Source organism: Roseovarius halotolerans, assembly GCF_900172255.1.
GTDB classification, from domain to species: Bacteria; Pseudomonadota; Alphaproteobacteria; order Rhodobacterales; family Rhodobacteraceae; genus Roseovarius; species Roseovarius halotolerans.
Window position 1 is genome coordinate 1,092,607 of the sequence record NZ_FWFU01000001.1, and the last position, 22,641, is coordinate 1,115,247.

The following is a 22,641-nucleotide window of genomic DNA, read 5'->3' on the forward strand; positions in this document are numbered from 1 at the left end:
CTGCCCGTCGGCGAGACCGGGGGGTGCAAGGTGCAAGGGCGGCCGGGCGGTGGGGCATCACCCGGCCTGCACAAGCGGATCGACGTGATGACGAAAATGCGCAGCATGTATCCGCGCGGAAGGCTGGGGATACCGCCCGGCCGCCCTTGTGCCGCGCCAGGGGGCAGCGCCCCCAAGCAACCGGCCCGGCCAAAGCGAAGCGGCGGACTGGGGATAAGATTTGATCGGGATACGCAAAGCCTGAAAACCGGAAAGCCGTGTGTCCCGATCTCCTTATTCCTTGAGAGGCGGCGGCCATGAGCAAAAAGAAGCCCCGCTCGGATGAGCGGGGCGATCTCGGGTTTCGGCCTCAGTCGCCGTTGCGGCGGGACCAGATGAGATTGTGGGATTTTCCGTCCTCGGCTTCGACCAGGCTGGCGTAGATCGGTGCCGGGAAGCTCGGATCATCCAGCTTGACGGAGAGGTATTCGCGCTGTGTCTCGCGGGCGATCTTCTTCCAGGCCGCACCGAACTCGGTGGCTCCGGCGAAGATGCGGAAGTCGGGGCCGCGCTCGCTGTCGCTCTCGGTGGCGGTGAACTTGGCCTTGACGTTGAGCGTCAGGGTCTTGACCGCGCCGGTGAAGCCCGCGCCGTTCTCGTTCTGGGTGAAGGTGCCGATGGTTGCCATTGTCGTATTCCTTTTCCTGTCGGGCCGCACCATTGCGACCTCGATGGCGGTCGTGAGACCGGGGACGATCAGCCCCGCACCCCTTGGGGCTGGAACATCGTGGAAGGCGATCGGCGACGGCTTTTTTGTTTCGCGCTGCAAAGCCGAAGGCGGCGGAAAAAAGCTGGCGGCGGACGTTGTGGGAAGACGAGCGAGGCGAAGCCGGTCTTCGGTCAGACCTTGCCAGATCGAGGACGCGAATGGAGCGCTCATAACAGGAAATCGCGTGGAATAGGGCAATGGCGGCCGTCCTGTGCCTCGCCGGAATCGGGGACTCTACGCGGGTTTGTTGGCTGCGGTTTTCCCTGATCCGACCGGCAAGGCCAATTCGCGCTGTCGCCAGCGTGGGCCTGCGGGTGTGGTTTCGTCTGACCTTCGCCGATGCTGCCGTGTCCGGTTTGGCCGGAAGATCGCTTGCGGGGCGTTGCGCCATGCTCGGCCAAGCGGATGATTTGGCCTTTCCCGGTGCTGATCCGCCTGCCAATTGAAGTGAATGGAAAACCCAATCTCATGGGCCTGCCGCGGCGACCGGGATCGAGGCCCCGGAATTGCTCCCGTCTATCCGCGTGTAGCCTACCGCGAAATGGACGCCGCCGCCCCCTTGCGTTAGGGATTGAAGCCGAATGGCGGAAACGCGCCATGGGCGTGGTTCCGGCGCAGCCGAAAGCCCGGCCCGCAGGGCAACGCCCGAGTCTTCCCTTCCTCCCGTCGTATTGACATTGTGGATACGCGCACTCATATTGCGATCATGACCAAAGCTCGTATCGTCCCTTCGGAATCTGCCCGTTCTGCGACCACCGCGGTTGCAGGTCGTGCCTCTACGGCTGACACCAAGGGCAGCATCAATCTGCGGATCGAGACCGGCACGCGCCAGCTCATCGACGATGCGGCGGCTGTGCTCGGCAAGACACGCACCGAGTTCATGGTGGAAAGCGCCCGGCGGCAAGCGGTCGACGTGCTGCTCGACCAGCGCCTGTTCACGCTCGACCCCGAGCGCTACGACGCCTTCATGCAGGCGCTCGACAATCCGCCCGCGCCGGGGCCGAAGCTCAAGGCCCTGCTGCGCCGGACCCCGGCATGGCAGAAATAGACGACACGCCCGACCATCCCGAATTGCCACTGTCTGCTCCAGTTCCTCTGACGGCAGAGCATGACCTTTCGGCATTCGACTGCGGTGAGCCCGCGTTGAACGACTGGTTGCGCCATCGCGCCTTGAAGAACGAAAGCCGGTTTTCGCGCACCTATGTCGTGTGCGTGGGCAATCAGGTCGTCGGTTACTTTTGCATTTCGGCCGGGTCAGTCGAGCGCGGTGCGGCTCCCGGAAAGGTGCGGCGCAACGCGCCCGACCAGATTCCGGTCTCGGTCGTCGGCCGGCTGGCCGTTGACCTCGACCACGCCGGAAAGGGTCTCGGCGCGGACCTTTTGGCGGACGCGCTGCGCCGGATTGCGCTGGCTTCGCAAAGCATTGGTATCGGGGCCGTGATGGTCCAGGCGAAGGATGAAGCGGCCAAACACTTCTATCTGCGCTGTGCCGAGTTCGTCGAATACCCCGAAGACAGCCGGACGCTGTTCCTGCCTATCGAAACCGTGGTCGCGGCGTTTAGCTAGAGTTTGGGAGAAATACGATGGGTGAAGCCAAGCGAAAGAGGCAAGAACGGGCTTGGCTGGATTCTGATCGCTACAACGGCACGATAGATCTTCACGTTTTGCCCCCGGCGGCGGAGATTGACGGAGCACGCATTCGCGAACTGACAGGTGACGATACAATACCGGACACGACGCAGGTCATCTTGCGCGCGTTCAGAGCAGTCGTTGGTGAGCGGACCTTCCATGTCGGATTCTGCCTCGGTGACGGCGAATCCTTCAGCGCTGTTGGTATCGCCGTCATAGAAAGACTGTCGATGGAAGCGCCGGGAGCCGCGCTTCACATTGTGCCTATCGTTCACGACGACATCGCATGGGACATCGTGATGCGGCATCTGCGCAGCTTCACGGGGCAGGTATTGTTGTTCGCATTCCCGAATTCAGATGTTTACGATGCGGGCACCGCTGAAGTTTCGTACTCGAAACATATCCGTCAGTTCGATCCAAGCGGCGCCTTGCTTGGCCGATTGACCGAAGCGCAGCGGCGCAAGATACGCGAACAAAAAGCTTCGATGCTCAATCGACCGCCGCCGCCCAGATTCTATCCAGCATCCGGTGTCACGCAGGAAGACTCGCCATGGATATTCCGGGTTGGAACTCCTGCCGGAAAAGTCATCAGAACCGCCGTTTGGGATGGCCGTCGTAACTATGCGCATGAACTCCCTGAAGACATCGTGCGATGGGTAGGCGGCGACAGGATCGCCATCGTGCAGGTGGACAGTCCTGTTGGGGTCAATCGGCGGTCTTCACTCGACTTGACGCACAAGCTCGCCAAAGATTTCGATGGCGTCATTCACTGGGCGCGGGATACGGACACGTTTCAGTCGATTCTCAAGTCGTTTATCCGCCTCGATCTGGACTCGGTGAGTCCACCGGAGCTTTCTGCCGGTTGGGAGCCTGAAATCGTGATCTTCGCGGCGAACGGGGACCACGCGTGAAAAAAGCTGAATGCGAACAGGCTGTCCGGCATTTGTGCCATCAATGGCGGAAAGAATCTGGCTTTTCGTCCACTCCGGCAGACCAGTTGAGCTTCGGCAGCTTCCTGTCATGGGTCCAGCAGAATTATTCATCTTACCTTGATTTCCGCACCACCACCTCCGTCTCTTATGACGTGGAGATGTGGTTTGACGATGAATTCAAACAGAACTGGCGAAGGTAGGATCAGCATCGCGCGACACGGCTAACCCGAGAGCTGGCCGACGCCCGTCGCCAGGCGCATCCATGCCGCGATGCCGACGCATCCGCCGCCGACGATGCAGAAGATTTGCCGCCAGATTTCGGACGGCACGGCTTCCTTGGTGATGCCATGGACCAATGCATAACCGGCCACGGCGGCGGGCGCGGCGAAGACAAGCGCCACGATCAGGCGGATGATAGGTGTGCGGATCGTCTCGAACAGCACGGCCAGGATGCCGAAGGCGACGCCTGCGGAGAACAGCCCGACCAGCCCCGCGCCGATCAGGCCGGAGCCGGTCTGGTAGGCGAACTGCGCGGCGGCCAGCCCGACGAAGAAGGGTAGCGCGTAAATGGCGAGCGTGTAGGCGAGAAGGCAGAGAAGCGCGACCAGCGCAACGCTCATGAACATGACGGCGACCATGATTTTGTTCCTTTGACTTTGCAGCACCGCCTTTCGCGCAGTCGTCAACACCGTCGCTGCGCATCTTTATGGTGCCGTTATCGTTCCAAACTGTCGAGGTCATCCGGCCGCGCGGGGAAGCCGCGCGGCCGCGATTTTTGGGGGCGGAAGACCGGGACCGCTTGCGCGACCCCGGCCCACCTTTCATTCCGCCGCGACGGGGAAAGCCTCGTCCTCCGTGGCCTCGGCGCTCTCGGCGTCCGGCATGTCCTCGGCCAAGGCGGAAGCCTTCGGCTGCTCGTCGGCCAGCCATGCGGGCCGTTCAGTGCGCAGCACGGGCGGCAGCCAGCCGGTTCCGGCCAGAAGCCGCTCGGCGGCTTCCGCCATTTCCGGCTTCTTCCTGTCCGCTATCCGCTCCGCCGCCTCGTCGCCAAGGGCATCGCGCACGGCGGCGAGGATTTGCGCCTTGGTGACACGCCCGAGATAGGCCCGAACCGTGGGCGTCCAGTGCGCCGTCATGTCGAGCGCCACCGCCGTCGCCAGCCTGTCGGCGGTGGCGAGCGCATGGCGCTTGTGGGTTTCCCACGGCTGCTTGACGGCATTGACGGTCAGCGAAGCGCAATGCGCGAACAGGGCCATGACGCTGGCATGATCCAGTCCGGCGATGAAGCCCCAAAGGTCCGCCACGTCGCGCGGCATGTCTGCCGCCCATCCGGCATGGCGATCCTCCAATGCCTTCGCCGCCGCCGTGTCCTCGATCCCGTCCGCGTGGCTGGCGAGGTAGCTGCTCGTCGGGCGGATTTCGAGGCAATGGGCATCCCCGCCACCGCGATAGAAGGTCTGCGCGGCAAGCGCATGGGTGACGGCGATTAGCGCCATGTCCGGCTGCTCGCCAAGGGCGAGACGCAGGGCAAGGGTGCAATGCGCAGTCAGGTCGCGGATGAGCGAGTCCGACAGCGGCTTGCCGTCTTCCTCCGCATCCTCGTCCTCGGGCTCGAGCGCGGAAACATGGTTCCCGTCCTCGTCATGCTCGCCATCGTCCATGACTTCGCCATGGGCGTTGACGCGCACCCCGTCGATGACGGTGCTGCCGTCCTCCGCGTCGGGTTCCTCCGGTTCCGGGGCTTCGTCCTCGGGGCGGATGAACCCGCGCTCGATCCGGGCTTCTCCGTCATGGTTCAGAACCACGAACACGCCAGCGCGCGCGATCTCGTCGGCCTCATAGGCATGACGCTTGCCGTCGATCCGCTCGATTTCGGCTTCAAGCTCCGCGAAGCGCTGATCCACTTCCGGCGGCAGGTCCACGTCCGCGTCCTCCCATTCCGCCGACAGGCGTTCAAGTTCCTCCTGCGCGGCGTCGTAGGCGGCTTTGTCTTCTTCCGAAAGCTCCACCGGCTGCGGATAGGTGCGGCGCAGTCCATGGGCGTGGGGCCAGTCGATATGGGGCGAAACCCATTTCCATCCCTCGGCTTCCTGAACCTGCGCCGCGATGCCTTCCAGCTTGTCGAGGGCCAGTCGGTCGAGCAACGCGGCATCCTCGTAGAAGCCGCCGCGATCCTCGGTGAACAGGTCGCGGATGATGGTGCCGCCCGCCTCCGAATAGGCTTCCGCGCCGACAAGGATCGCGCGCCGGTCGGTTGCCGCCACGTTGCTGGCGGTCAGGTCGCGGCGAATGATCCACGGCTCGCGGTTGTAGGACAGGTTTTCGTAAACCTGTTCCTGCCGGGCATGGTCCTCGGTAATGGCGAAGGCCATCAACTGATCCAAGGTCAGATCGCCGTCACGATAGACCTGCATCAGCTTGGGGCTGATCGCGCCAAGGCGAAGCCGCTGTTTCACCACATGCGCGGTGAAGCCGAAGCGGGCCGCGATTTCCTCCGCGCCCCATCCGCGCGTTTCCGCAAGCTCGCGGAAGCGCTCGAACTGGTCGGCGGGGTGGAGGTCTTCGCGGGTCACGTTCTCGTCAAGGCTGATCTCGGCGGGATCGTTCGCCGTGTCGATGACGCAGCGGACGGGCTCGGTCCGCTTGATCTCCTTGCGCTTGGCGCGCAGCAACTGCGCCAGCCTGCGGCCTTCGCCGACACTCACCAGATAGCAGCCGGTCGGCTCGCCCTCCGCATCAGTTTCCGGCTCCACCACCAGATTTTGCAGGATGCCCTTGGCGGCGATGCTCGCCGCCTTCGCCTCGATGGACGCCTCGCTGTGCGGGGTCTTCCGGGCGTTCTGCGGGTGCTTCTTGAGCTTGTTGAGCGGGATGAAGACCGTTTCGCCATGTTCGGGAACGGTCGGGGTCTGTGTCTTCGTCGTCATGGTCTTTCCTTTCATGGGCTCGGGTTGGAGCGCAGCGCTGCGCTGCAACCCTGCCCGTCGGCGAGACCGGGGGGTGCAAGGTGCAAGGGCGGACGGGCGGAGGGGGATCACCCGGCCTGCACAAGCGGATCGAAGTCGTGACGAAGGTGCGATGCTGGCATCCGCGCGGAAGGTCGGGGATACCGCCCGGCCGCCCTTGTGCCGCGCCAGGGGGCAGCGCCCCCAAGCAACCGGCCCGGCCAGAGCAAAGCGGCGGCCGGGTGTATGAACAGGATCAGGATGTGGGAAACCGGAAAGCCGAAGGCCCTGACACACTGATCGCCGCATAATGCCGGGCGAGGTCTTCACGTGACCATGCGGAAGTGCCTCGTCCGCGCAGCAAGTCCGCTTCGCCTTGCAACTGAGATTTAGGCTCAGTCCTTTCTAAGCACCGTGAAATCGAATATCGAAATGATACGGCGGGTCGTGGGCAAACAAGGAAGAAATGCCTGAGTGGGGCGAGCGACTTTGCCATGTTTGGGGGCGAGCAATGAAAATCTACTCTGTGGCCATCGAGAACTTTCGTGGCATCCGCACGGCTACAATCGTGTTGCCCGATCGTGCGGTGCTCATCGGTGACAACAATACGGGAAAGTCGTCGGTGATCGAGGCCATCGACCTAGTTCTGGGACCGGATCGCCTCAACCGTCGTCCACCCGTGGATGAGCATGATTTCTGGCAGGGTCGTTATGTCGCCGCCGTGCCGGAGGGCGAGAACGCCGTCGAGGGCGATGCTCCCAAGATCAGGATTAACGTCACTATCGTTCATCTCTCCATCGAACAGCAGGCGCGGTTCGGCGGACATATCGAGTGGCTGAACGTCGAGACCGGCGATCTTTATGCAGAGGCTAACCCAGCAGGTGTCGATGCCGCCGCAATCGTGGCAGCGTTGCGTGTAACATTCATTGGCGAATACAACTTCGATGAGGATGATTTCGACGGCAACACCTACTACACGCGCAGTCTCACGGAGGACGATCCCCCAGCGACCTTCTCAAAGAAGGACAAGCAGCATTGCGGGTTCCTCTATCTGCGCTCGCTCAGGACCGGATCACGCGCTCTCAGCCTCGAACATGGCAGCCTGCTCGACATTATCCTGCGCCTAAAGGAAATCCGGCCGCAGATGTGGGAAGCAACCATCGCGACGCTCGCGGGCTTTGACGTGGCGAGTGACCCGGAGCTGGGGATTTCCGGCGTCTTGGAAAGTATCAACACGTCTTTGAAAAAATATGTCCCGCAAGAATGGGGAGCGAAGCCGCACCTCAAAGTATCCAGCCTCACCCGTGAGCATCTGCGCAAGGTCGTGACCGCGTTCATAGCCACGGGCAACGGCGACCATGCGGCACCGTTCTACCGACAGGGCACGGGCACCATCAACATGCTGGTGCTGGCGATGCTTTCGCAAATTGCCGAGGACAAGCAGAACGTGATCTTCGCTATGGAGGAGGTCGAGACCGCGATCCCGCCCTATGCGCAGAAGCGCATCGTGCATGAGCTACGCAAGCTCTCCGCGCAGTCGATCATCACCTCCCACTCTCCCTATGTGCTGGAGGAGTTCGGGCTGGAGCAAACCGTAATTTTGGCGCGTTCCGACGGCGGCGACCTCAGCCAAGCGAAGATCGCGCTGCCTGACAGCGTGAAACACAAGCGCTATCGCCAGGAGTTCCGCACACGTTTCTGCGAAGGGCTGCTCGCCCGGCGGGTGCTGATCGCAGAGGGGGCGACCGAGGCGACCGCCTTTCCGGCAGCGGCGCGCCGGCTAGCGGAGTTGAACCCGGCAATCTATTCATCTCTGGAAGCGTTGGGGCTGTGCATCATCGACGCCGGTAGCGAAAGCCAGATTGCCGATCTGGCATTGCTTTACCGACGTCTTGGTAAGCGGACCTTCGCGGTTTGCGATAAGCAGACCGATGCCGCCAAAGGAGCTATCGAGGCGCAAGTTGAGCATCTTTTCATGCACGAGGAAAAGGGTATCGAGGATCTGGTGCTGAACAACACAACGGCGGCCGCGCTTGGGCGGTTCGCAGAGATGCTAGATTGGCCGCCGCATCTACTCGCGCAATATCCTGACCCCAAAGCTCAAGCTGTCGCCGCTCTTAAGGCATATTTTGGCTGGTCCAAGGGAAATTGGGGAATTGCGGAGTTTCTCGCCCAATGCACGGAGGCGGAGATTCCGCAATGGATACGCGATGCCTGCATCGAACTGCGCAAGCGATGCGATCCTCCGCCGGCGCCGCCGGCGGCGGGCGCTAATGGTGGCGACCTGTTCGCTGACATTTTTGGCTAGAGTGCTCTGCTATGGTCGAGTTGACGAAGGCCCAACAGGATGTGCTTGCCACGGACGGCTATCAACTCGTCACTGGCGGCCCCGGATCGGGCAAGACCACGGTTTCTATCCTCAAGGCAGCGAAAATCGCGCGTGAGGCATTGCGACCGGAGCAACGTATCCTTTTTCTCAGCTTCGCCCGTGCAACCGTATCCCGCGTCCTGGAGGCCATGGATGAGGAAAGCCGGATTTCACGAGACGAAAAGCGACGTATTGAGGTGGACACCTACCATGCGTTCTTCTGGCGCATCCTCAAGACGCACGGCTATCTCGTAGGCTTTCCGCGCCGGCTGGCGATCCTGACACCACCTAACGAGGCCATCGCCCTATCGGCGGTGCGGAGTGGCTACAAGGCCAACTCCAAGCTCAGTGACGCGGAGAAGGCCGAAAAGAAAGCGCGCGAAGAGGCTGAACGGAACCGTCTGGCGAAGGAGGAAGGCCGGGTCTGTTTCGATCTTTTCGCCGACCGGGTTGCGACGTTGCTGCATGGTTCGGCGAAGGTTCGGACACTGATCTCAACCATGTATCCATTTATCATCCTCGATGAGTTTCAGGACACTAGCGCGGATCAATGGCGCGTAGTCCAGGCGCTTGGCGCGAACAGCACACTAATCGCACTGGCTGATCCCGAGCAGCGGATATTCGACTTCATCGGTGCTGACCCCGAACGCTTGGATCATTTTCGCGCCGCGTTTCACCCCTCAGAACATGACCTAGCCGGAGACAACCACCGCAGCAAAGGCACCGAAATCGCCCTGTTCGGTAACGATGTCCTGAGCGGGAAATTCCGGCAAAGCAACTACAGTGGCATCGCTTTTCAGGGGTTTAAATCGAACCAGAACCAAGCCTTTGCTAGCTTGGTTGGTCATGTGCTCCAAGCACGCAAGCGTCTGATAGACAGCGGCAAACCTAATTGGTCGCTCGCGATCCTTGTGCCTACGAAGAAGATGACCCGGTTGGTGTCGGATGTGTTGCGCGAGCCCTTTGGGCAGGTGCCAGCAATCGGACATACGGCGGCCGTTGATATGGATGGGCCGATTCTCGCGGCGGAGATCGTAGCCTTCCTGCTTCAACAGGGGCGTCATGCCGGCCATTTCGACGAATTCTTGGACCTGCTCTGTAGTTACTACCATGGCCGGGGTGGCGCAGCGCCGACAGCGGGCGATCTGACGGAAGCGGCGCGTCTCAATGCAGCGCTCGGGAAATGGAATCAGTGCTTGGCAGTGGGGAAGGCACCTCCCAAAAACTCCGTGCTGAACGCGACTGCCGCGGTTTATGCGACCGCCCTAGATGTTGGCCTGACCGGCGATCCTGACCGCGATTGGGCTGCGATCCGCGCGGCGTTGGAGGCCGGCGGTTGTGCGAGATTGCGGGCGATAGCTGGAGACGTTCGCAACGTCCGCCTGCTCGAGCGCGGCACCCAGCTTCGGCAGGGCTTAACTCAAGATTGGCGAGATACCGGCGGCTATCTCAATGCTCTTGCCATCACGCGGCAATCCTTTGTGCAGGAGCATTTTGCCACGGCGCACAAGCCGGAAACCGGCGTGGTGGTGATGAATATGCACAAGGCCAAGGGGAAGCAATTCGATGAGGTCATCATCTTCGAGGGATGGCCAAGGCGTGCAAAAGGCAAGGTCGTGGCCAACTTCGACCGGATCGTGCGTGAGAATATTGCTGCCGGGCCGATGATGCAGGCTCGACAGAATTTCCGCGTCAGCGTTACACGCGCAAAGCTACGCACCACAATCCTCACGCCGGAGGATGATCCTTGTGTGTTGCTCACGGCATCTGGATAGGTCGCCGGGCTATTTTAGAGGGTCATGGAGGGCTATAGAGTAAACGTAGTTCTCATCGCTATCCCGCGTGCCCCGCCATTTTCCCTTTAGCGAGCTTGTTGGCGCGCGAACCAGGCGTTCAGCGTCTAGGATTGTGATTGCGGGTAACGATAGGGCTCCGGGGTGTCGGGCCGGACGGAACGTTCGCGCGCATGGCGGTCGCGCAGGATGCAGGCGGTCGCAACGGGCAGGGTGGCTGTCGCCAAGAACATCGTCGCCGGGTCGAAGGTATCGGATAGCGAGCCTGCCGTGGCCGGGCCAAGGATGCTTCCGGCGGCGCTGGCGAGCAGGGCGGCGGTGAAGCTCAGCGATGGGATGTCCGGGAAAAGCCTTTCGGACCAGAAGGCCAGAACGGCGCTTGTCATCATCACGTGAACGCCTTGCAGACCCGCTGAAACGAGCAGCGCGCTATCAGATGCGGGAAGGATGCCGACCAGGATCAGCGACAGCGCGCTTGCCGACATGAGCAGGCGCAACAGCCACGACATGCCGATGGCCTGTTTCACATCACCGGCAAGCAGACCGGTCAGGCCGAAGACCCCGTAGCAGAGAAAGACGAGGGCGGGCGTTGCCGCCTTCGGAATGCCCGCGATGCCGCCATGCGCAAAGAACGCGTCGGGTGCGAAGGAGATGTAGATCGCGGAGTTCGCACCATAGACGAAGGCAATCGCGAAAAGCGGGGATGCGGCGAAAGAGCAAAGCTCGCGCCAGGGCATCGCGGTGGCGTTTGGCTGCGGCTTGTCGATCCGGCGCAGGACCGACCAGTTGAGGATGAACGCGGCCAAAGCGGCGATCGCAAAGAACGCCCAGCAATAGCGCCAGGGCAGGTCAGCAAAGACCAGCGCCAGGGCGGCAAGACCGGCCGCAACCACGCCGATGCTCGTTCCCGTGCTGATCCGCGCCAGCGCGGTCGGGCGGTCCCAATCGCGGATCTTGCGATGCACCGGATCGTTGAACGGCGTCCAGGCGAAACCGGCGCTTGAGGCCGCCAGAAAGACGCCGGTCGCGAGCATGACCGTATCTTGCGCAAGCGCGATCATTCCCATGCCGGTCAGCGCCGAGAAGAGGCCGGTCAGAACAGGTGTCTTGGGCCCCATGCGGTTGAGCAGGGCCTGTGCGGCCAGCAGGCCGACGAAGAAGCCGCAGAAACCAAGGCTGGCGATGAAGCCCACGGTCGAACTGGAGAGCGAGAAGACGGATTTGAACTGGGGAACGAACAGCCCGAAACCCATGCGGCCTGGGCCATAGCTGATCGCGGTGGCGGCAAAGCCCGCGGCTGAGAGGCTCTGGAAATAGGTGATGGCGCCTCCTTTCTCTGGGCGAATTCGTAACGAAAGGATGAGTTCCGGGGCGGACCGGACATTTTTATGTCGCGCTTCGGGAAGGTGGTTCTGGCCTGTGGGCAGGTCGTGAATGCGGCGCGACGGACAAGGGGGATGTCACGGATCGAGCGCGAAGAGATCGAGAAAATCCTGCGCCGCCGACAGATCGCCCGTCGCGCTGACGACACCGCCAGATACAAGTTCCGAGAGAGGCGCGGGGCCATAGACGGCCATCGCCATCCTGTTGCCATTCCCCGATAGGACAAAGTTCGCGTCTGGGCGGGGTGTGGCGACGGTATGCAGGCGCCCATCGGACAGCCGCATCTCGAAGGCTTCGTTGCCGAAGTCGAAACCGGCCAGCGCTTCGCGACCCTGTGCGTGGTTCTGCCGGAGATTGACCCCCATCGAAATCATCAGGGCCGTCGGGCTGATGAACCGCGAGGGATCATGGCCGGGGATGCGCAGCGCCCAGCGGCAAAGCGCTTCGAGCACAGGAAGGAGATCGCGTCCGGCATCTGTCAGCGTATAGATCCCGAGTTGTTGATCGTGATTGACGACACCGGCCTCTTCGAGCTGTGAAAGTCGCCCGGTGAGCACGCTGGCGGTAATGCCGGGCAGACCGGCACGCAGCATCTGGAAGCGTTTGGGCGTGAACATCAGTTCACGCACCACCAGAAGGGCCCAGCGATCACCCACAAGATTGAGAGCATGGGCCGCGAGGCAGCCTTCGTCATAGCGGATACGTCGGTTTTTTGCCGGTTCGGTCATGAATTCATACTATCCGTTGGGTTTTAATACTGCAACTGGCAGGCTTTAGTGGCTGGCAGGATTCGCCGGCAACCAACCAAGCATATAAGGAAACGCATAATGACATATTTTACGGGCTCCGTCGGTTCCGTGCCCGATGAGAACCGACAGGCTTTTTTGGACCATGTCGCCGCGGTCTGGCGGGTGTTGAAAACTTATGGTGCAAAGCGGATGATCGAGACGTGGGGCGTCGATGTCCCCAAGGGCAAGGTGACCGATTTCTATGGCGCGGTCGACGCCAAGGAGGGGGAAACCATCGTCTTTTCCTGGATCGAATGGCCCGATCGGGAAACCACCAACGCATGTTGGGAGAAAATGGCCGATGATCCTGCAATGAAGGACATTCCCGAGATGCCGTTCGATGGTCGGCGTATGATCATCGGGGGATTTGAGCCTGTCTTCACGCAGGGCAAACCCCACGGCGCGCCCTTTTACCAGGGGTTTGTGCTGGCGGTTCCGGAAGAGAGCAAGAAGGCATACGTGTCGCTTGTCGGTGAGGGCTGGGAGATATTCTCGAAGCATGGCGCCCTTGGAATGGTCGAAACCTGCGGTCGGGACGTGCCGCATGGCAAGCAGACTGATTTCTACCGCGCAACCAAGGCCGAAGAAGGGGAGGTTCCGTATTTCAGTTGGGCGGCGTGGCCGGATCGCGAAACCTGCGATGCCGCGGCGAAGGCAATGGAAGCCGAGATGGGTGACATGGACATGTCCGCAATGCCGTTTGACGGAATGCGCATGATGTGGGCGGGTTTCGAGACGATCTTCGACTCGGAGGTGGCGTCATGACTGTCACGCTTGTCACCTATGACTGGGTGCCCGAGTTTCCACGCACTCTTGTTCGCGATTTGCGGGTGCGTTGGGTGCTGGAGGAGCTTGAGAAGCCCTACAACATCGAGACGGTCCCGCTGAACCCCAAGAGCGATGCGCATTGCGCGATCCAGCCGTTCGGGCAGGTCCCTGTCATCCGGGACGATGACCTGAGCGTGTTCGAGAGCGGTGCGATCCTGATCCATCTGGGCGAAGGCAGCGCGCTGATGCCTGAAGTGAAACGCGCCGAGGTGATCCAGTGGATGTTCGCTGCGTTCAACACGCTCGAGATGGTTTCCGGCTCATGGATGCAGATGGTTCTGGCGCAGAAGTTCCCGGACTTCTTCGGTCCTGCCCCGGAGGATGAAGTCATCGCCTATGCAAGACAGGCGATGAACCACAAGCTGCGGGTCATGCAAGAGGTGCTTGATGGGCGCAATTGGCTCGTCGGGGATTTCAGTATCGCCGATATCGCGATGAGCGATGTTCTGCGCGCGGTCGAGGGGCTGGGGGCGCTCGCTGACTGGCCGGGGCTGAGCGACTATGTCGCGCGCGCCAAGGCACGGCCTGCCTTTCAGAAGGCGATGAACGACCAGATGACGCATTGGCAGGCAGCGGATGAGGAACGCCAAAAGCGCGACGCGGGGTAGCGCGCGCGGCAATCAGCGTTCTGGCCTCGTGCCGCGGGGGTGCGCCCGGCGCGGCACGGGGATCAGAGGCAGCGCGCCATCAGGCGGTAAACGATCTGGGCGGCGGTGAAATCCCATGCCGCATTGCCATCGGGGGCCAGTTCCACCACGTCGAAACCGACGCAGCGCCGCCCTTTGAGCGCATGTTCCACGAGGTGCAGCGACTGGTAGTAATCGAGCCCGCCGGGTACCGGTGTGCCGGTCGCGGGCATCTGCGAAGGATCAAGCCCGTCCACATCGAAAGAGACATAGACGAGTTCGGGAAAATCCGGAGGCAGATCCACCTGATGAATGCGGTTGGTGACAAGATCCTCGGCATCGCGCCAGAACACCTTGTTCGCCTCGCGGCTGTCGGCCTCTTGCTGGCAGATCGCGCGCACGCCGAACTGGGCGAGGTGCATCCCCTGTTGGGTCAGCAGGTGCATGACCGAGGCATGGGAGTGTTCTTCGCCTTCATAGGCGACACGCAGGTCCGCATGGGCGTCGATCTGCAAGATCCCGACCGGCTGTCCAAGCGCACGGGCAACGCCCATCACAGCACCATAGCTGAGCGAATGTTCCCCCCCCAGAGTCACCGGAATGCGGCCTGCCCGCGCCGCCGCTTCGGTGCGTGTGGCCAGACGTTCCATCACCTCGGGCAGGGGGCCGTCGCAGTCGACGGGGGTTTCGGTCAGAATGCCGGCGCGGCAGGGTTCCTGCCCGACGCAGAGCCGCTCGAGTTCATTTGAGGCCGCGATGATCGCCGCCGGTCCACGCGCTGTGCCCGCGCCATAAGACACCGTGCGTTCAAGCGGCATCGGGATCACACGGAAGCGGGCGGCGTCGCTTGTCTCGTCTGCGCTGAGTTCACTGGCAAGAAAGCTGCTCATGACAGGCGCTCCTTGAAATCCTGGTAGCCGAACGCGCGCTGGATCCGCAGATCGTCGGTGCGACTGTTCCAGATGGCGATGGCGGGCAGGGGCACGCCGTTGAAGGTGTTCGTCTTGACCATCGAGTAATGCGCCTGATCGAGAAAGGCGAAACGTTGGCCGATCTCAAGTGGCGCGGCCCAGGTGTAGTCGCCGATAATGTCCCCCGCGAGACAAGACGGCCCGCCCAGCCGGTAGGTATGTCCGGCTTCTGCCTCGTCCATCAGGGCAGGGCGATAGGGGGCCTCGATCACATCGGGCATGTGGCAGGTGGCCGATATATCGGTGATCGCTACGGGCATCGTGTTTTCGAACGTGTCGAGAATCTCGCCCACAAGAATACCGGCATCGAGCGCCACCGCCTCTCCGGGTTCGAGGTAGACCTCGACGCCGTGGCGCGCGCGAAGCTGCTTGATGAACTCGATCAGCCCGGCGCGGTCGTAATCGTCGCGGGTGATGTGGTGCCCGCCGCCCAGGTTGATCCATTGAAGCCGTGCCATATGCGGCGCCAGCAGAGGCTCCACCGCCTCCCAGGTGCGCCGGAGCGGCGCGAAGCCCTGTTCGCAAAGCGTGTGCATATGCAGCCCTGCGACCCCGTCCAGCGCGGCGGAATTCAGGTGGGAGACCGGCACGCCAAGGCGAGAGCATGGCTGGCAGGGGTCGTATTTCTCGACTTCGCCTTCGGAGTGCTGCGGGTTGATGCGCAGCCCGACCGAGACGCCAGCCGCCTGCGCTCGCGCGCCAAAACGGTCCTTCTGGCCCAGACTATTAAAGATCAGGTGATCGCTGAGGCTCAGGATCTCGTCGATCTCGGACTCCTTGTAGCCGGTCGAGAAGGTCGTGACCTCGCCGCCATATTCCTCGCGACCGAGGCGCGCTTCGTGCAATCCGCTGGCACAGGTGCCCAAGAGGTAGGAGCGCACCAGCGGGGCCAGAGCGAACATGGAAAACGCCTTGAGCGCGCTGAGCATCCGCGCGCCCGAGGCCGCGCCAACATCCGCAAGCACCTTGAGATTGGCCTCGAGCGCGACCTCGTCCACCACGAAACAGGGCGAGGGCACGCGGCCAAGGTCGAACTGGCGAAAGGCACCTGCATCGCCGGCCTGGGTTTGCATGGGCTGGGTCATGGCGTAGCTGTTCCCTGCGCCCGTTTCAGAACGAGACCGGCGCGTCCAACTCATGCACCTGCCAGGGCAGGCCATGCTGATTGAGCATGTCCATGAAGTCGTCGGGGTCGAGCTGCTCCATGTTCCACACGCCCGGCGCGGTCCAGTTGCCCTTGAGCACCTGTGCTGCGCCGATCATCGCCGGAACGCCGGTGGTATAGGATACCGCCTGGCTGCCGACCTCGGCAAAGCACTCCTCGTGGTCGCAGATATTGTAGATGTAATAGGTCTTCTCGCCCGACCCGTCCTTGGCCTCGCCGGTGGCGATGTCGCCGATGCAGGCCTTGCCCTTGGTCTGTTCTCCCAGCTCGCCGGGGTCGGGCAGGAGGGTCTTGAGGAACTGGATCGGGATGATCTCGACCCCGTTATGCATCACCGGGTCGATCCGAGTCATGCCGACATTCTGCAAGACCTTGGCATGGGTGATATAGGCATCCCCGAAGGTCATCCAGAACCGCGCGCGCTCGATCTCGGGGAAATGGGTGCTCAGGCTTTCCAGTTCCTCGTGATACATGAGATACATGTTCTTGGGGCCGATGCCGGGGAAATCGAACTCGACCTTGTGGGTCATGGCCGGTGTCACCTTCCAGTCGCCTCGCTCCCAATGCTTGGCGTCCTGCAAGACCTCGCGCAGGTTGATCTCGGGATTGAAATTGGTTGCGAAGGCCTGATCGTTGCTGCCGCCATTGGCATCGAGAACGTCGATCTGGCGGATACTGTCGAGCTTGTGCTTTTTTAGCCAGGTGGCGAAGACGCTGGTCACGCCGGGATCGAACCCCGATCCTAGGATCGCGGTCAGCCCTGCCTTGTGGAACTTGTCCTGATAGGCCCATTGCCACTTGTATTCGAACTTGGCCTCGTCTTCGGGTTCGTAATTCGCCGTGTCGAGGTAATGGCAGCCCGCCTCTAGGCAGGCATCCATCAGCTTGAGATCCTGGTAGGGCAGCGCAAGGTTGACGAGGATCTCGGCACCGGTTTTGCGGATCAGGGCGACTGTTGCCGCCACGTCCATCGCGTCGATCTCAGCGGTGTCGATATCGACTCCGACCCGTTCCTTGACCGATTTGGCGATGGCGTCGCATTTGGATTTCGTGCGGCTGGCCAGCGTGATCTTCGTGAAGATGTCGGCATTCATCGCCATCTTGTGGACGGCGGCATGGCTGACGCCGCCGGCGCCGATTACGAGTGTGTTTCCCATGACCTCTGTCTCCCGGGTTTGTTCGCTTATTCGTAGTAGGTGTAGCCGTTGATGCTGTCGCGATAAGCCGCCATCAGCGGGCGGCGTTCCTCGACGCTGATGATGCCTTTGGAGATCGCGCCATCCACCAGCTTGCGGAAGGCGGCCACGCAATCGCTGGGATCATATTCGACGTAAGAGAGAACCTCGGCGATGGTGTCTCCTTCCTGTTCGTGAAGCAGATCAAATCCCGCATCGTCGCGCAAGTCTATCGTGACAACGTTGGTATCGCCGAACAGGTTGTGCAGATCGCCCAGGGTTTCCTGGTAGGCGCCCACGAAGAAGACGCCCATGTGATAGGGCCGGTCCTCGGGCAGGTCATGCACCGGCAGTGACGGCGAGGTGCCGTCAGCGACGATGAAGTGATCGACCTTGCCGTCGCTGTCGCAGGTGATGTCGGACAGCACCGCGCGGCGGGTGGGCGGCTGATCCAGCATCTGAAGGGGCATCAGCGGATGCAGCTGGTCGATGGCCCAGACATCGGGCAGCGACTGGAACAACGAGAAATTGCAGTGATAGATATCGGCGAGCTTGTGCAGTTCGTCCTCGATATCCGCGCCGCGCTCGTCACTGGCGGCCAGCGCCTTGATACGCGCCATCAGGTGGCGGTAGATCGTTTCAGTGCGGGCCATCTGGCGCATCCCGACATGCCCGCGCCGAAAGAGGGCCCGCATTTCATTGCGATAGAAGCTGGCGTCGTTGAGGCATTCGCGCAGGCGGTCGCCCGACAGGTAATCGCCGACCGCCGTGAGGTCGCTGACATAGTGGTGATCGTCGGGCTCCACGGCGGGTGCGTCAGGCGCATCGAACAGCGTCGCCTCGAGCACGTTGAAGATCAGCATAGAGGAGGTTGCGACCGAAGCGCGTCCGCTTTCGGTGACCAGCGTGGGATGCTCTACCCCGGCCTCGTTCATCGCATAGGCGACCGTTTCAACGATGTTGGCGCAGTATTCCTCGACACTGTAATTGATCGAATTGGCGGTGGCTTTCTGTTCGCCGGTATAGTCGAAGCCAAGCCCGCCGCCCAGATCGAGATGCGTGAGCGGCGCCCCTTCGGCCTTCATTTCGCAGAAATAGCGGCAGGCATCGCCAACGGCGCGGCGGACATCGTTCACATCGGGCACCTGACTGCCCAGATGCGAATGCTGAAGGGTCAGGCAGTGCAGCAGACCCGCATCGCGCAGCTTGTCGATCACCTCGACGAGTTGGGCCGTGTTCATCCCGAAGGTCGAACGATCCCCCGAACTGGCGGCCCAGTTGCCGCTGATCTGGTTGGTCAGCTTGACGCGCACACCGAGCATCGGTTCGACCCCGAGCGCGCGGCTGGTCTCGATGACGGTATCCACCTCCATCGTGCTTTCCAGAACGATGACCGTATTGAAACCGAGCTTGCGCGACTGGATCGCCAAACCGACGAATTCCGCATCCTTGACGCCATTGCAGACGATCAGCGCGTCATCAGGCAGCTTGTGGGCGAGGGCGATCACCAGTTCGGGTTTCGACCCCGCCTCGAGCCCGAAATCGTATTTGCGGCCGAACTCGACGATCCGGTCGACGACCTGCGCCTGCTGATTGACCTTGATCGGAAACACCCCGCGATATGTCCCCTGATAGCCGGTGCGCTTGATCGCGTCGCGGAAGCTCTCGTTGATCTGACGGATGGCATCTTCGAGATAGGAACTGACGCGCAGGATCATAGGCGTGTGGATACCGCGCTTTTCAAGATCGCGGATGATCCCCGGAAGGCTGACCGGGGGTGAGTCAGGCGAGAGCGGGTTCTTGAGCGCGACGTCGCCATTCTCGAGAACCTCGAAAAACCCGCGTCCCCAGCGTTTCAGGCCGTAGAGATCTTCGTGGGTCTCGCTTGTCGTCATGGGGTTCGCTCCGGAGAAAAGGGTGAAGGGATCCACACCGTGAATGGTATGTCAGGGGCGTCCGAATTAAAACAGGGCCGCGATCTCTTCGCGCCGTAGTCGCCGACAGAAGATTCGTCCAGTCCTATCACAATCCGCAGGGGCGCGGGTTCACTGCGCCGTGTTTCCCGTCTCACGTCGGCGCTGGAGCTGTAGAAGGGCAATCGGCGACCACAGGACCAGCCCTATCGCCATCGTGGTGAGGCCGGGAGCGATGAACAGCAGCGATACGAGTGCCACCGCCCAACGTTCCAACCGCGTCAGCGGGGCAATCAGAAAGCCCGAGAACGCCACCCCAAGCCCGCCGATACCCAGCATGGCTCCGGCCAGCGTGATCGTAAAGGAGGCCCAGGTAAAGCCATCCGTCACCAGCAGAAGGGCGGGAGAATAGACAAAGACGAAGGGAACGAGCGCCTTGGCGATCCCCAGCCGGAAGGCGGTGTTGCCGGTCTTGAAGGGGTTCGATCCCGCGATGCCTGCCGCGGCATAGGCCGCGAGCGCCACTGGGGGTGTGATATCCGCGAGCACGCCGTAGTAGAACACGAAGAAATGCGCCACGAGGGGTTCGACGTTCAACACCGCCAGCGCCGGTGCCGCGACCGCGACGAGAATGATATAGGTGGCGGTGGTGGGAATGCCCGCGCCCATGATGATGCAGGCGATGGCGATCAGGATAAGCGAGACGAACAGCGCCCATTGTTCGATGGCGAAATAGCTTAGCGGCCAGAGGGCGCTCAGGAATCCGCCCATGTCGGTCGCGGTCTGGACCACCACATAGCCGAGGCGAAAGCCCACGCCGGTCAGGGTGACGACGCCCACGACGACGCCCACGGTCGCCGCAGCCGCCCCGACCGCCAGCGTGTTGCGCGCGCCATCCGCAAGCGCCTGCCACAGATCGGTGAGCGTCAGCCGGTTCACGGGATTGAGAAAGCCCACGACGACACAGGCGATGATCCCGTAGACCGCTGCATAATCCGGCGTCTTGCCGCTCAGAATCAGGTACACGAGGATGAAAAGCGGGATCACGGACAGCCAGTGTTGGCGCAGCACGAGGCCCGCCTTGGGAAGCTCGGACGCGGCGAGGCCGCGAAGTCCCAGCTTGCGGGCCTCGAGATGGACCATGATGAAGATCCCGAAATAGTGCAGCAGGGCCGGGAACAGGGCCGCCGCCAGGATATCGCGCAGCGGGATCTCCAGATATTCGACCATGATGAAAGCCGCGGCGCCGAGGATCGGTGGCGTGATCTGACCGCCGGTCGATGAGGTGGCCTCGACCGCGCCCGAGAAATGCGCCGGATAGCCGACGCGCTTCATTGCCGGAATGGTCAGTGCGCCGGTCGTGACCGTGTTGGCGATCGACGATCCCGAGATCGTCCCCATGAAAGCCGATGAGAAGATCGCCACCTTGGCAGGGCCGCCCGCGTAACGTCCCGCGATCACCATCGCGAGGTCGATGAACAATTGCCCCAATCCGATCCGCGTTGCCAGAACGCCGAACAGGATGAACAGGAAAACATACTGGGCCATGACACCGATGGCGATGCCGTAGATCCCCTGGTTGGTCATGTAGAGATGGTTGATCAGTGCTTCCCAGCTGGCGCCGCCATGCTTGAGCGCGCCCGGCGCCCAGGGTCCGAAGATCGCGAAGGCGACAAAGATCAGCGCGATAATAGGCAGCGTCGGACCTACCGAGCGCCGCGTCGCCTCGAGCGTCAACAGCAAAAGGGCCGTGCCCATGAGAACGTCCATTTCAGACGGGTTGCCGACACGGATCGAAACCACCTGGGGCGGAAGAAGCGGAAGGTACAGCGCCGCCCCGACCGCCATGATAGCGAAGACCATGTCCAGCAGAGGGACGCCACCGGGGCGATACCAGGCAGGGGCCGGCGGCTCCTGGGGTGTGCTGCGCCGCCATGAGAACAAGAGGAACACCAGCCCAAGCACAAAGGACAGGTGAATGCCGCGATGCAGAAGCTCGCGCACGAGGCCAAACCCCGACGCGTAGAAATGATAGGCGGACATCGCGACCAGGATGACCGAGACAATGAGCGCGATGCTGCGGCCCGTGGTCCTGAAGGCCAGTTCCGGATCGTATTTGCGCTCGATCTCATGCAGCTCTTCGGCTGTGAGTTCGCGGTCGTTTGTCGGTTCATCGGCCATGGTCTGCACCCGGAAAGTTCAATCAGGACAAAAGAAGCCCGGCCACCGAAATGGCGGCCGGGCCTGACATGCTTGAGCGGGCGATCACTTGATCAGACCGGCCTCTTCGTAGAAGCGTTTCGCGCCATCGTGAAGCGGCACGCCGATCCCGCTGAGCGCGGTTTCAGCGGTGATCGTCTTGCCCTTGGCGTGGCCGACATCGAGAAGCTTGCGCGAATTGTCGTTCCAGAGCGCCTTGGTGATCTCGTAGATCAGTTCTGGGTCTTCCTCGGCCGACGTGAACCACTGGGCACCCACGGCGACGGTTTCGGTCGCGGGGACGCCTTCATAGGTGCCTTCGGGGATCGAGCTTTGGGCAAAGAATCCGAATTCGCTGGTCAGTTGGTCGGCGCCTTCACCGGAGATAGGCACGAGCTTGATGTCTTCTGCCGACGCCAGTTCCACCAGCGAACCGGTGGGATAGCCCGCGACCACGAAGAAGGCGTCGATCTTGCCGTTGCGAAGTGCCTCGGACGCGGCGTTGCCCTTGAGCGCCTCGGCGGTCACATCGTCGACCGACAGGCCATTGGCCTCGAGGATGAGTCCGGCATCGACATAGGTGCCCGAACCCGGCTCGTCGAGGGAGACGCGCTTGCCCGCGAGATCCTTGACCGAGTCGATCCCGCTATCGGCCAGCGCGACAAGGTGGATATGCTCTTCGAACAGGGCCGCGATGGTGCGCAGGTTTTCGGCAGGCGGTTGTCCGTCCATCGTGCCGGTGCCGGTATAGGCCCAATAGGCCACGTCCGACTGGGCGAAGCCCGAGTTGCGCAGGCCCGAGACGATCGCATTGATATTGTCCACGGAGCCGCGCGAGGAAACCGCCGACGCGATCAGCCCTTCGACGCCGCAGCTGCCGCCTTCTTCGCAGGGGCGCGATCCGGGGGGCTTGGAGATTGCGTTCGCGATCACGCCGCCAACCGGGTAATAGGTGTATGCCGTACCACCCGTCCCGATCGTGAAGAACTTGAGGTCCTGCGCGGTGGCGGAGGCCGCCAGTCCGGTGACGAGCACCGCCCCGACGACGAGATTGCGTGCGCTGCGAATGAATTGCATGAGTGTCTCCCTGTACATGTGTTTGCTCGCCTTGCTTCGAGTGCGGTCTGGACTGCCTGGCAACGGGCGGGCATGAGGAACGTTAGGCCAAGCGAAGGGGC

19 protein-coding genes are annotated in these 22,641 nt (G+C 62.0%); 8 read left to right on the forward strand and 11 right to left on the reverse strand.

All coding sequences use genetic code 11. From position 1 onward, the window contains the following. Positions 1-349: 349 nt before the first annotated feature. The gene (locus ROH8110_RS05350; RefSeq protein WP_034827213.1) at positions 350-667 is read right to left on the reverse strand and encodes a DUF736 domain-containing protein; all 318 of its coding nucleotides are present in this window, start codon (positions 665-667) and stop codon (positions 350-352) included. A 787-nt stretch (positions 668-1,454) separates the two neighbouring features. Here ROH8110_RS05350 and ROH8110_RS05355 point away from each other — a divergent pair. Genes ROH8110_RS05355 through ROH8110_RS18430 form a run of 4 tightly spaced genes read left to right on the forward strand, consistent with a single transcriptional unit; the run spans position 1,455 to position 3,509 of the window. After that, entirely contained in the window at positions 1,455-1,796 is a 342-nt protein-coding gene (locus tag ROH8110_RS05355) for a type II toxin-antitoxin system TacA family antitoxin (RefSeq protein WP_036176790.1), read from the forward strand. Next, complete coding sequence (locus tag ROH8110_RS05360) at positions 1,784-2,314, forward strand: GNAT family N-acetyltransferase (RefSeq protein WP_036176787.1); 531 nt, start codon at positions 1,784-1,786, stop codon at positions 2,312-2,314. The genes ROH8110_RS05355 and ROH8110_RS05360 overlap by 13 nt, the downstream gene beginning before the upstream one ends. A 17-nt stretch (positions 2,315-2,331) precedes the next feature. Continuing rightward, positions 2,332-3,288 (forward strand): hypothetical protein, encoded by a 957-nt coding sequence (locus tag ROH8110_RS05365; RefSeq protein WP_085816617.1) that lies wholly within the window; start codon positions 2,332-2,334, stop codon positions 3,286-3,288. After that, the gene (locus ROH8110_RS18430; RefSeq protein WP_139837385.1) at positions 3,285-3,509 is read left to right on the forward strand and encodes a hypothetical protein; all 225 of its coding nucleotides are present in this window, start codon (positions 3,285-3,287) and stop codon (positions 3,507-3,509) included. Before ROH8110_RS05365 ends, ROH8110_RS18430 begins: the two co-directional genes overlap by 4 nt. A 21-nt stretch (positions 3,510-3,530) precedes the next feature. Here the strand turns inward: ROH8110_RS18430 and ROH8110_RS05370 are convergent, their stop codons facing one another. Next, positions 3,531-3,947: a hypothetical protein gene (locus ROH8110_RS05370; RefSeq protein WP_036173047.1), complete on the reverse strand. Its 417-nt coding sequence runs from the start codon at positions 3,945-3,947 to the stop codon at positions 3,531-3,533. A 183-nt stretch (positions 3,948-4,130) separates the two neighbouring features. Further along, a complete protein-coding gene (locus ROH8110_RS05375; RefSeq protein WP_036173052.1) occupies positions 4,131-6,236 on the reverse strand; it encodes a ParB/RepB/Spo0J family partition protein in 2,106 nt (701 codons plus the stop codon). A gap of 529 nt (positions 6,237-6,765) precedes the next feature. Between ROH8110_RS05375 and ROH8110_RS05380 the strand changes: the two genes are divergently transcribed. Further along, on the forward strand, positions 6,766-8,562 hold the full coding sequence (locus ROH8110_RS05380; RefSeq protein ID WP_085816618.1) for an ATP-dependent nuclease: 1,797 nt from the start codon (positions 6,766-6,768) through the stop codon (positions 8,560-8,562). Positions 8,563-8,573: 11 nt separating this feature from the next. Further along, positions 8,574-10,397, forward strand: a complete 1,824-nt coding sequence (locus ROH8110_RS05385) for a UvrD-helicase domain-containing protein (RefSeq protein WP_036173060.1) — start codon at positions 8,574-8,576, stop codon at positions 10,395-10,397. 125 nt (positions 10,398-10,522) lie between these two features. Here ROH8110_RS05385 and ROH8110_RS05390 read toward each other — a convergent pair whose 3' ends face one another. Continuing rightward, positions 10,523-11,851, reverse strand: a complete 1,329-nt coding sequence (locus tag ROH8110_RS05390) for an MFS transporter (protein ID WP_306372203.1) — start codon at positions 11,849-11,851, stop codon at positions 10,523-10,525. Between the two features lie 24 nt (positions 11,852-11,875). Beyond that, positions 11,876-12,526, reverse strand: a complete 651-nt coding sequence (locus ROH8110_RS05395; protein WP_085816620.1) for a winged helix-turn-helix transcriptional regulator — start codon at positions 12,524-12,526, stop codon at positions 11,876-11,878. A gap of 48 nt (positions 12,527-12,574) precedes the next feature. On the opposite strand from ROH8110_RS05395, the gene ROH8110_RS05400 reads away from it, so the two are divergent. Both ROH8110_RS05400 and ROH8110_RS05405 read left to right on the forward strand, forming a co-directional pair. Further along, complete coding sequence (locus ROH8110_RS05400) at positions 12,575-13,351, forward strand: DUF1428 domain-containing protein (protein ID WP_245962747.1); 777 nt, start codon at positions 12,575-12,577, stop codon at positions 13,349-13,351. After that, on the forward strand, positions 13,348-14,022 hold the full coding sequence (locus ROH8110_RS05405; RefSeq protein WP_085816622.1) for a glutathione S-transferase family protein: 675 nt from the start codon (positions 13,348-13,350) through the stop codon (positions 14,020-14,022). The genes ROH8110_RS05400 and ROH8110_RS05405 overlap by 4 nt, the downstream gene beginning before the upstream one ends. A gap of 62 nt (positions 14,023-14,084) precedes the next feature. Here the strand turns inward: ROH8110_RS05405 and speB are convergent, their stop codons facing one another. The 6 genes from speB to ROH8110_RS05435 form a co-directional block, all read right to left on the reverse strand. Next, complete coding sequence (speB, locus tag ROH8110_RS05410; RefSeq protein WP_085816623.1) at positions 14,085-14,930, reverse strand: agmatinase; 846 nt, start codon at positions 14,928-14,930, stop codon at positions 14,085-14,087. Further along, positions 14,927-16,096 (reverse strand): carboxynorspermidine decarboxylase, encoded by a 1,170-nt coding sequence (nspC, locus tag ROH8110_RS05415; protein ID WP_085816624.1) that lies wholly within the window; start codon positions 16,094-16,096, stop codon positions 14,927-14,929. Before nspC ends, speB begins: the two co-directional genes overlap by 4 nt. A gap of 25 nt (positions 16,097-16,121) precedes the next feature. Then, a complete protein-coding gene (locus ROH8110_RS05420; RefSeq protein WP_085816625.1) occupies positions 16,122-17,333 on the reverse strand; it encodes a saccharopine dehydrogenase family protein in 1,212 nt (403 codons plus the stop codon). Between the two features lie 26 nt (positions 17,334-17,359). Then, positions 17,360-19,246, reverse strand: a complete 1,887-nt coding sequence (speA, locus tag ROH8110_RS05425; protein ID WP_085816626.1) for a biosynthetic arginine decarboxylase — start codon at positions 19,244-19,246, stop codon at positions 17,360-17,362. 150 nt (positions 19,247-19,396) lie between these two features. Further along, positions 19,397-21,445 (reverse strand): TRAP transporter permease, encoded by a 2,049-nt coding sequence (locus ROH8110_RS05430; RefSeq protein ID WP_085816627.1) that lies wholly within the window; start codon positions 21,443-21,445, stop codon positions 19,397-19,399. An 84-nt stretch (positions 21,446-21,529) separates the two neighbouring features. Next, a complete protein-coding gene (locus ROH8110_RS05435) occupies positions 21,530-22,540 on the reverse strand; it encodes a TAXI family TRAP transporter solute-binding subunit (protein WP_085816628.1) in 1,011 nt (336 codons plus the stop codon). Positions 22,541-22,641 lie beyond the last annotated feature (101 nt).

What these genes read in the sequence shown, in the direction of transcription:
- ROH8110_RS05360 (WP_036176787.1), top strand. Translation starts at nt 1,784, where the DNA reads ATGGCAGAAATAGACGACACGCCCGACCATCCCGAATTGCCACTGTCT.
- ROH8110_RS05420 (WP_085816625.1), bottom strand. Translation starts at nt 17,333, where the DNA reads ATGGGAAACACACTCGTAATCGGCGCCGGCGGCGTCAGCCATGCCGCC.
- ROH8110_RS05350 (WP_034827213.1), bottom strand. Translation starts at nt 667, where the DNA reads ATGGCAACCATCGGCACCTTCACCCAGAACGAGAACGGCGCGGGCTTC.
- ROH8110_RS05435 (WP_085816628.1), bottom strand. Translation starts at nt 22,540, where the DNA reads ATGCAATTCATTCGCAGCGCACGCAATCTCGTCGTCGGGGCGGTGCTC.
- ROH8110_RS05395 (WP_085816620.1), bottom strand. Translation starts at nt 12,526, where the DNA reads ATGACCGAACCGGCAAAAAACCGACGTATCCGCTATGACGAAGGCTGC.
- ROH8110_RS05405 (WP_085816622.1), top strand. Translation starts at nt 13,348, where the DNA reads ATGACTGTCACGCTTGTCACCTATGACTGGGTGCCCGAGTTTCCACGC.
- ROH8110_RS05370 (WP_036173047.1), bottom strand. Translation starts at nt 3,947, where the DNA reads ATGGTCGCCGTCATGTTCATGAGCGTTGCGCTGGTCGCGCTTCTCTGC.
- ROH8110_RS05375 (WP_036173052.1), bottom strand. Translation starts at nt 6,236, where the DNA reads ATGACGACGAAGACACAGACCCCGACCGTTCCCGAACATGGCGAAACG.
- speA (WP_085816626.1), bottom strand. Translation starts at nt 19,246, where the DNA reads ATGACGACAAGCGAGACCCACGAAGATCTCTACGGCCTGAAACGCTGG.
- ROH8110_RS05385 (WP_036173060.1), top strand. Translation starts at nt 8,574, where the DNA reads ATGGTCGAGTTGACGAAGGCCCAACAGGATGTGCTTGCCACGGACGGC.
- ROH8110_RS05430 (WP_085816627.1), bottom strand. Translation starts at nt 21,445, where the DNA reads ATGGCCGATGAACCGACAAACGACCGCGAACTCACAGCCGAAGAGCTG.
- ROH8110_RS05380 (WP_085816618.1), top strand. Translation starts at nt 6,766, where the DNA reads ATGAAAATCTACTCTGTGGCCATCGAGAACTTTCGTGGCATCCGCACG.
- ROH8110_RS05355 (WP_036176790.1), top strand. Translation starts at nt 1,455, where the DNA reads ATGACCAAAGCTCGTATCGTCCCTTCGGAATCTGCCCGTTCTGCGACC.
- speB (WP_085816623.1), bottom strand. Translation starts at nt 14,930, where the DNA reads ATGAGCAGCTTTCTTGCCAGTGAACTCAGCGCAGACGAGACAAGCGAC.
- nspC (WP_085816624.1), bottom strand. Translation starts at nt 16,096, where the DNA reads ATGACCCAGCCCATGCAAACCCAGGCCGGCGATGCAGGTGCCTTTCGC.
- ROH8110_RS05365 (WP_085816617.1), top strand. Translation starts at nt 2,332, where the DNA reads ATGGGTGAAGCCAAGCGAAAGAGGCAAGAACGGGCTTGGCTGGATTCT.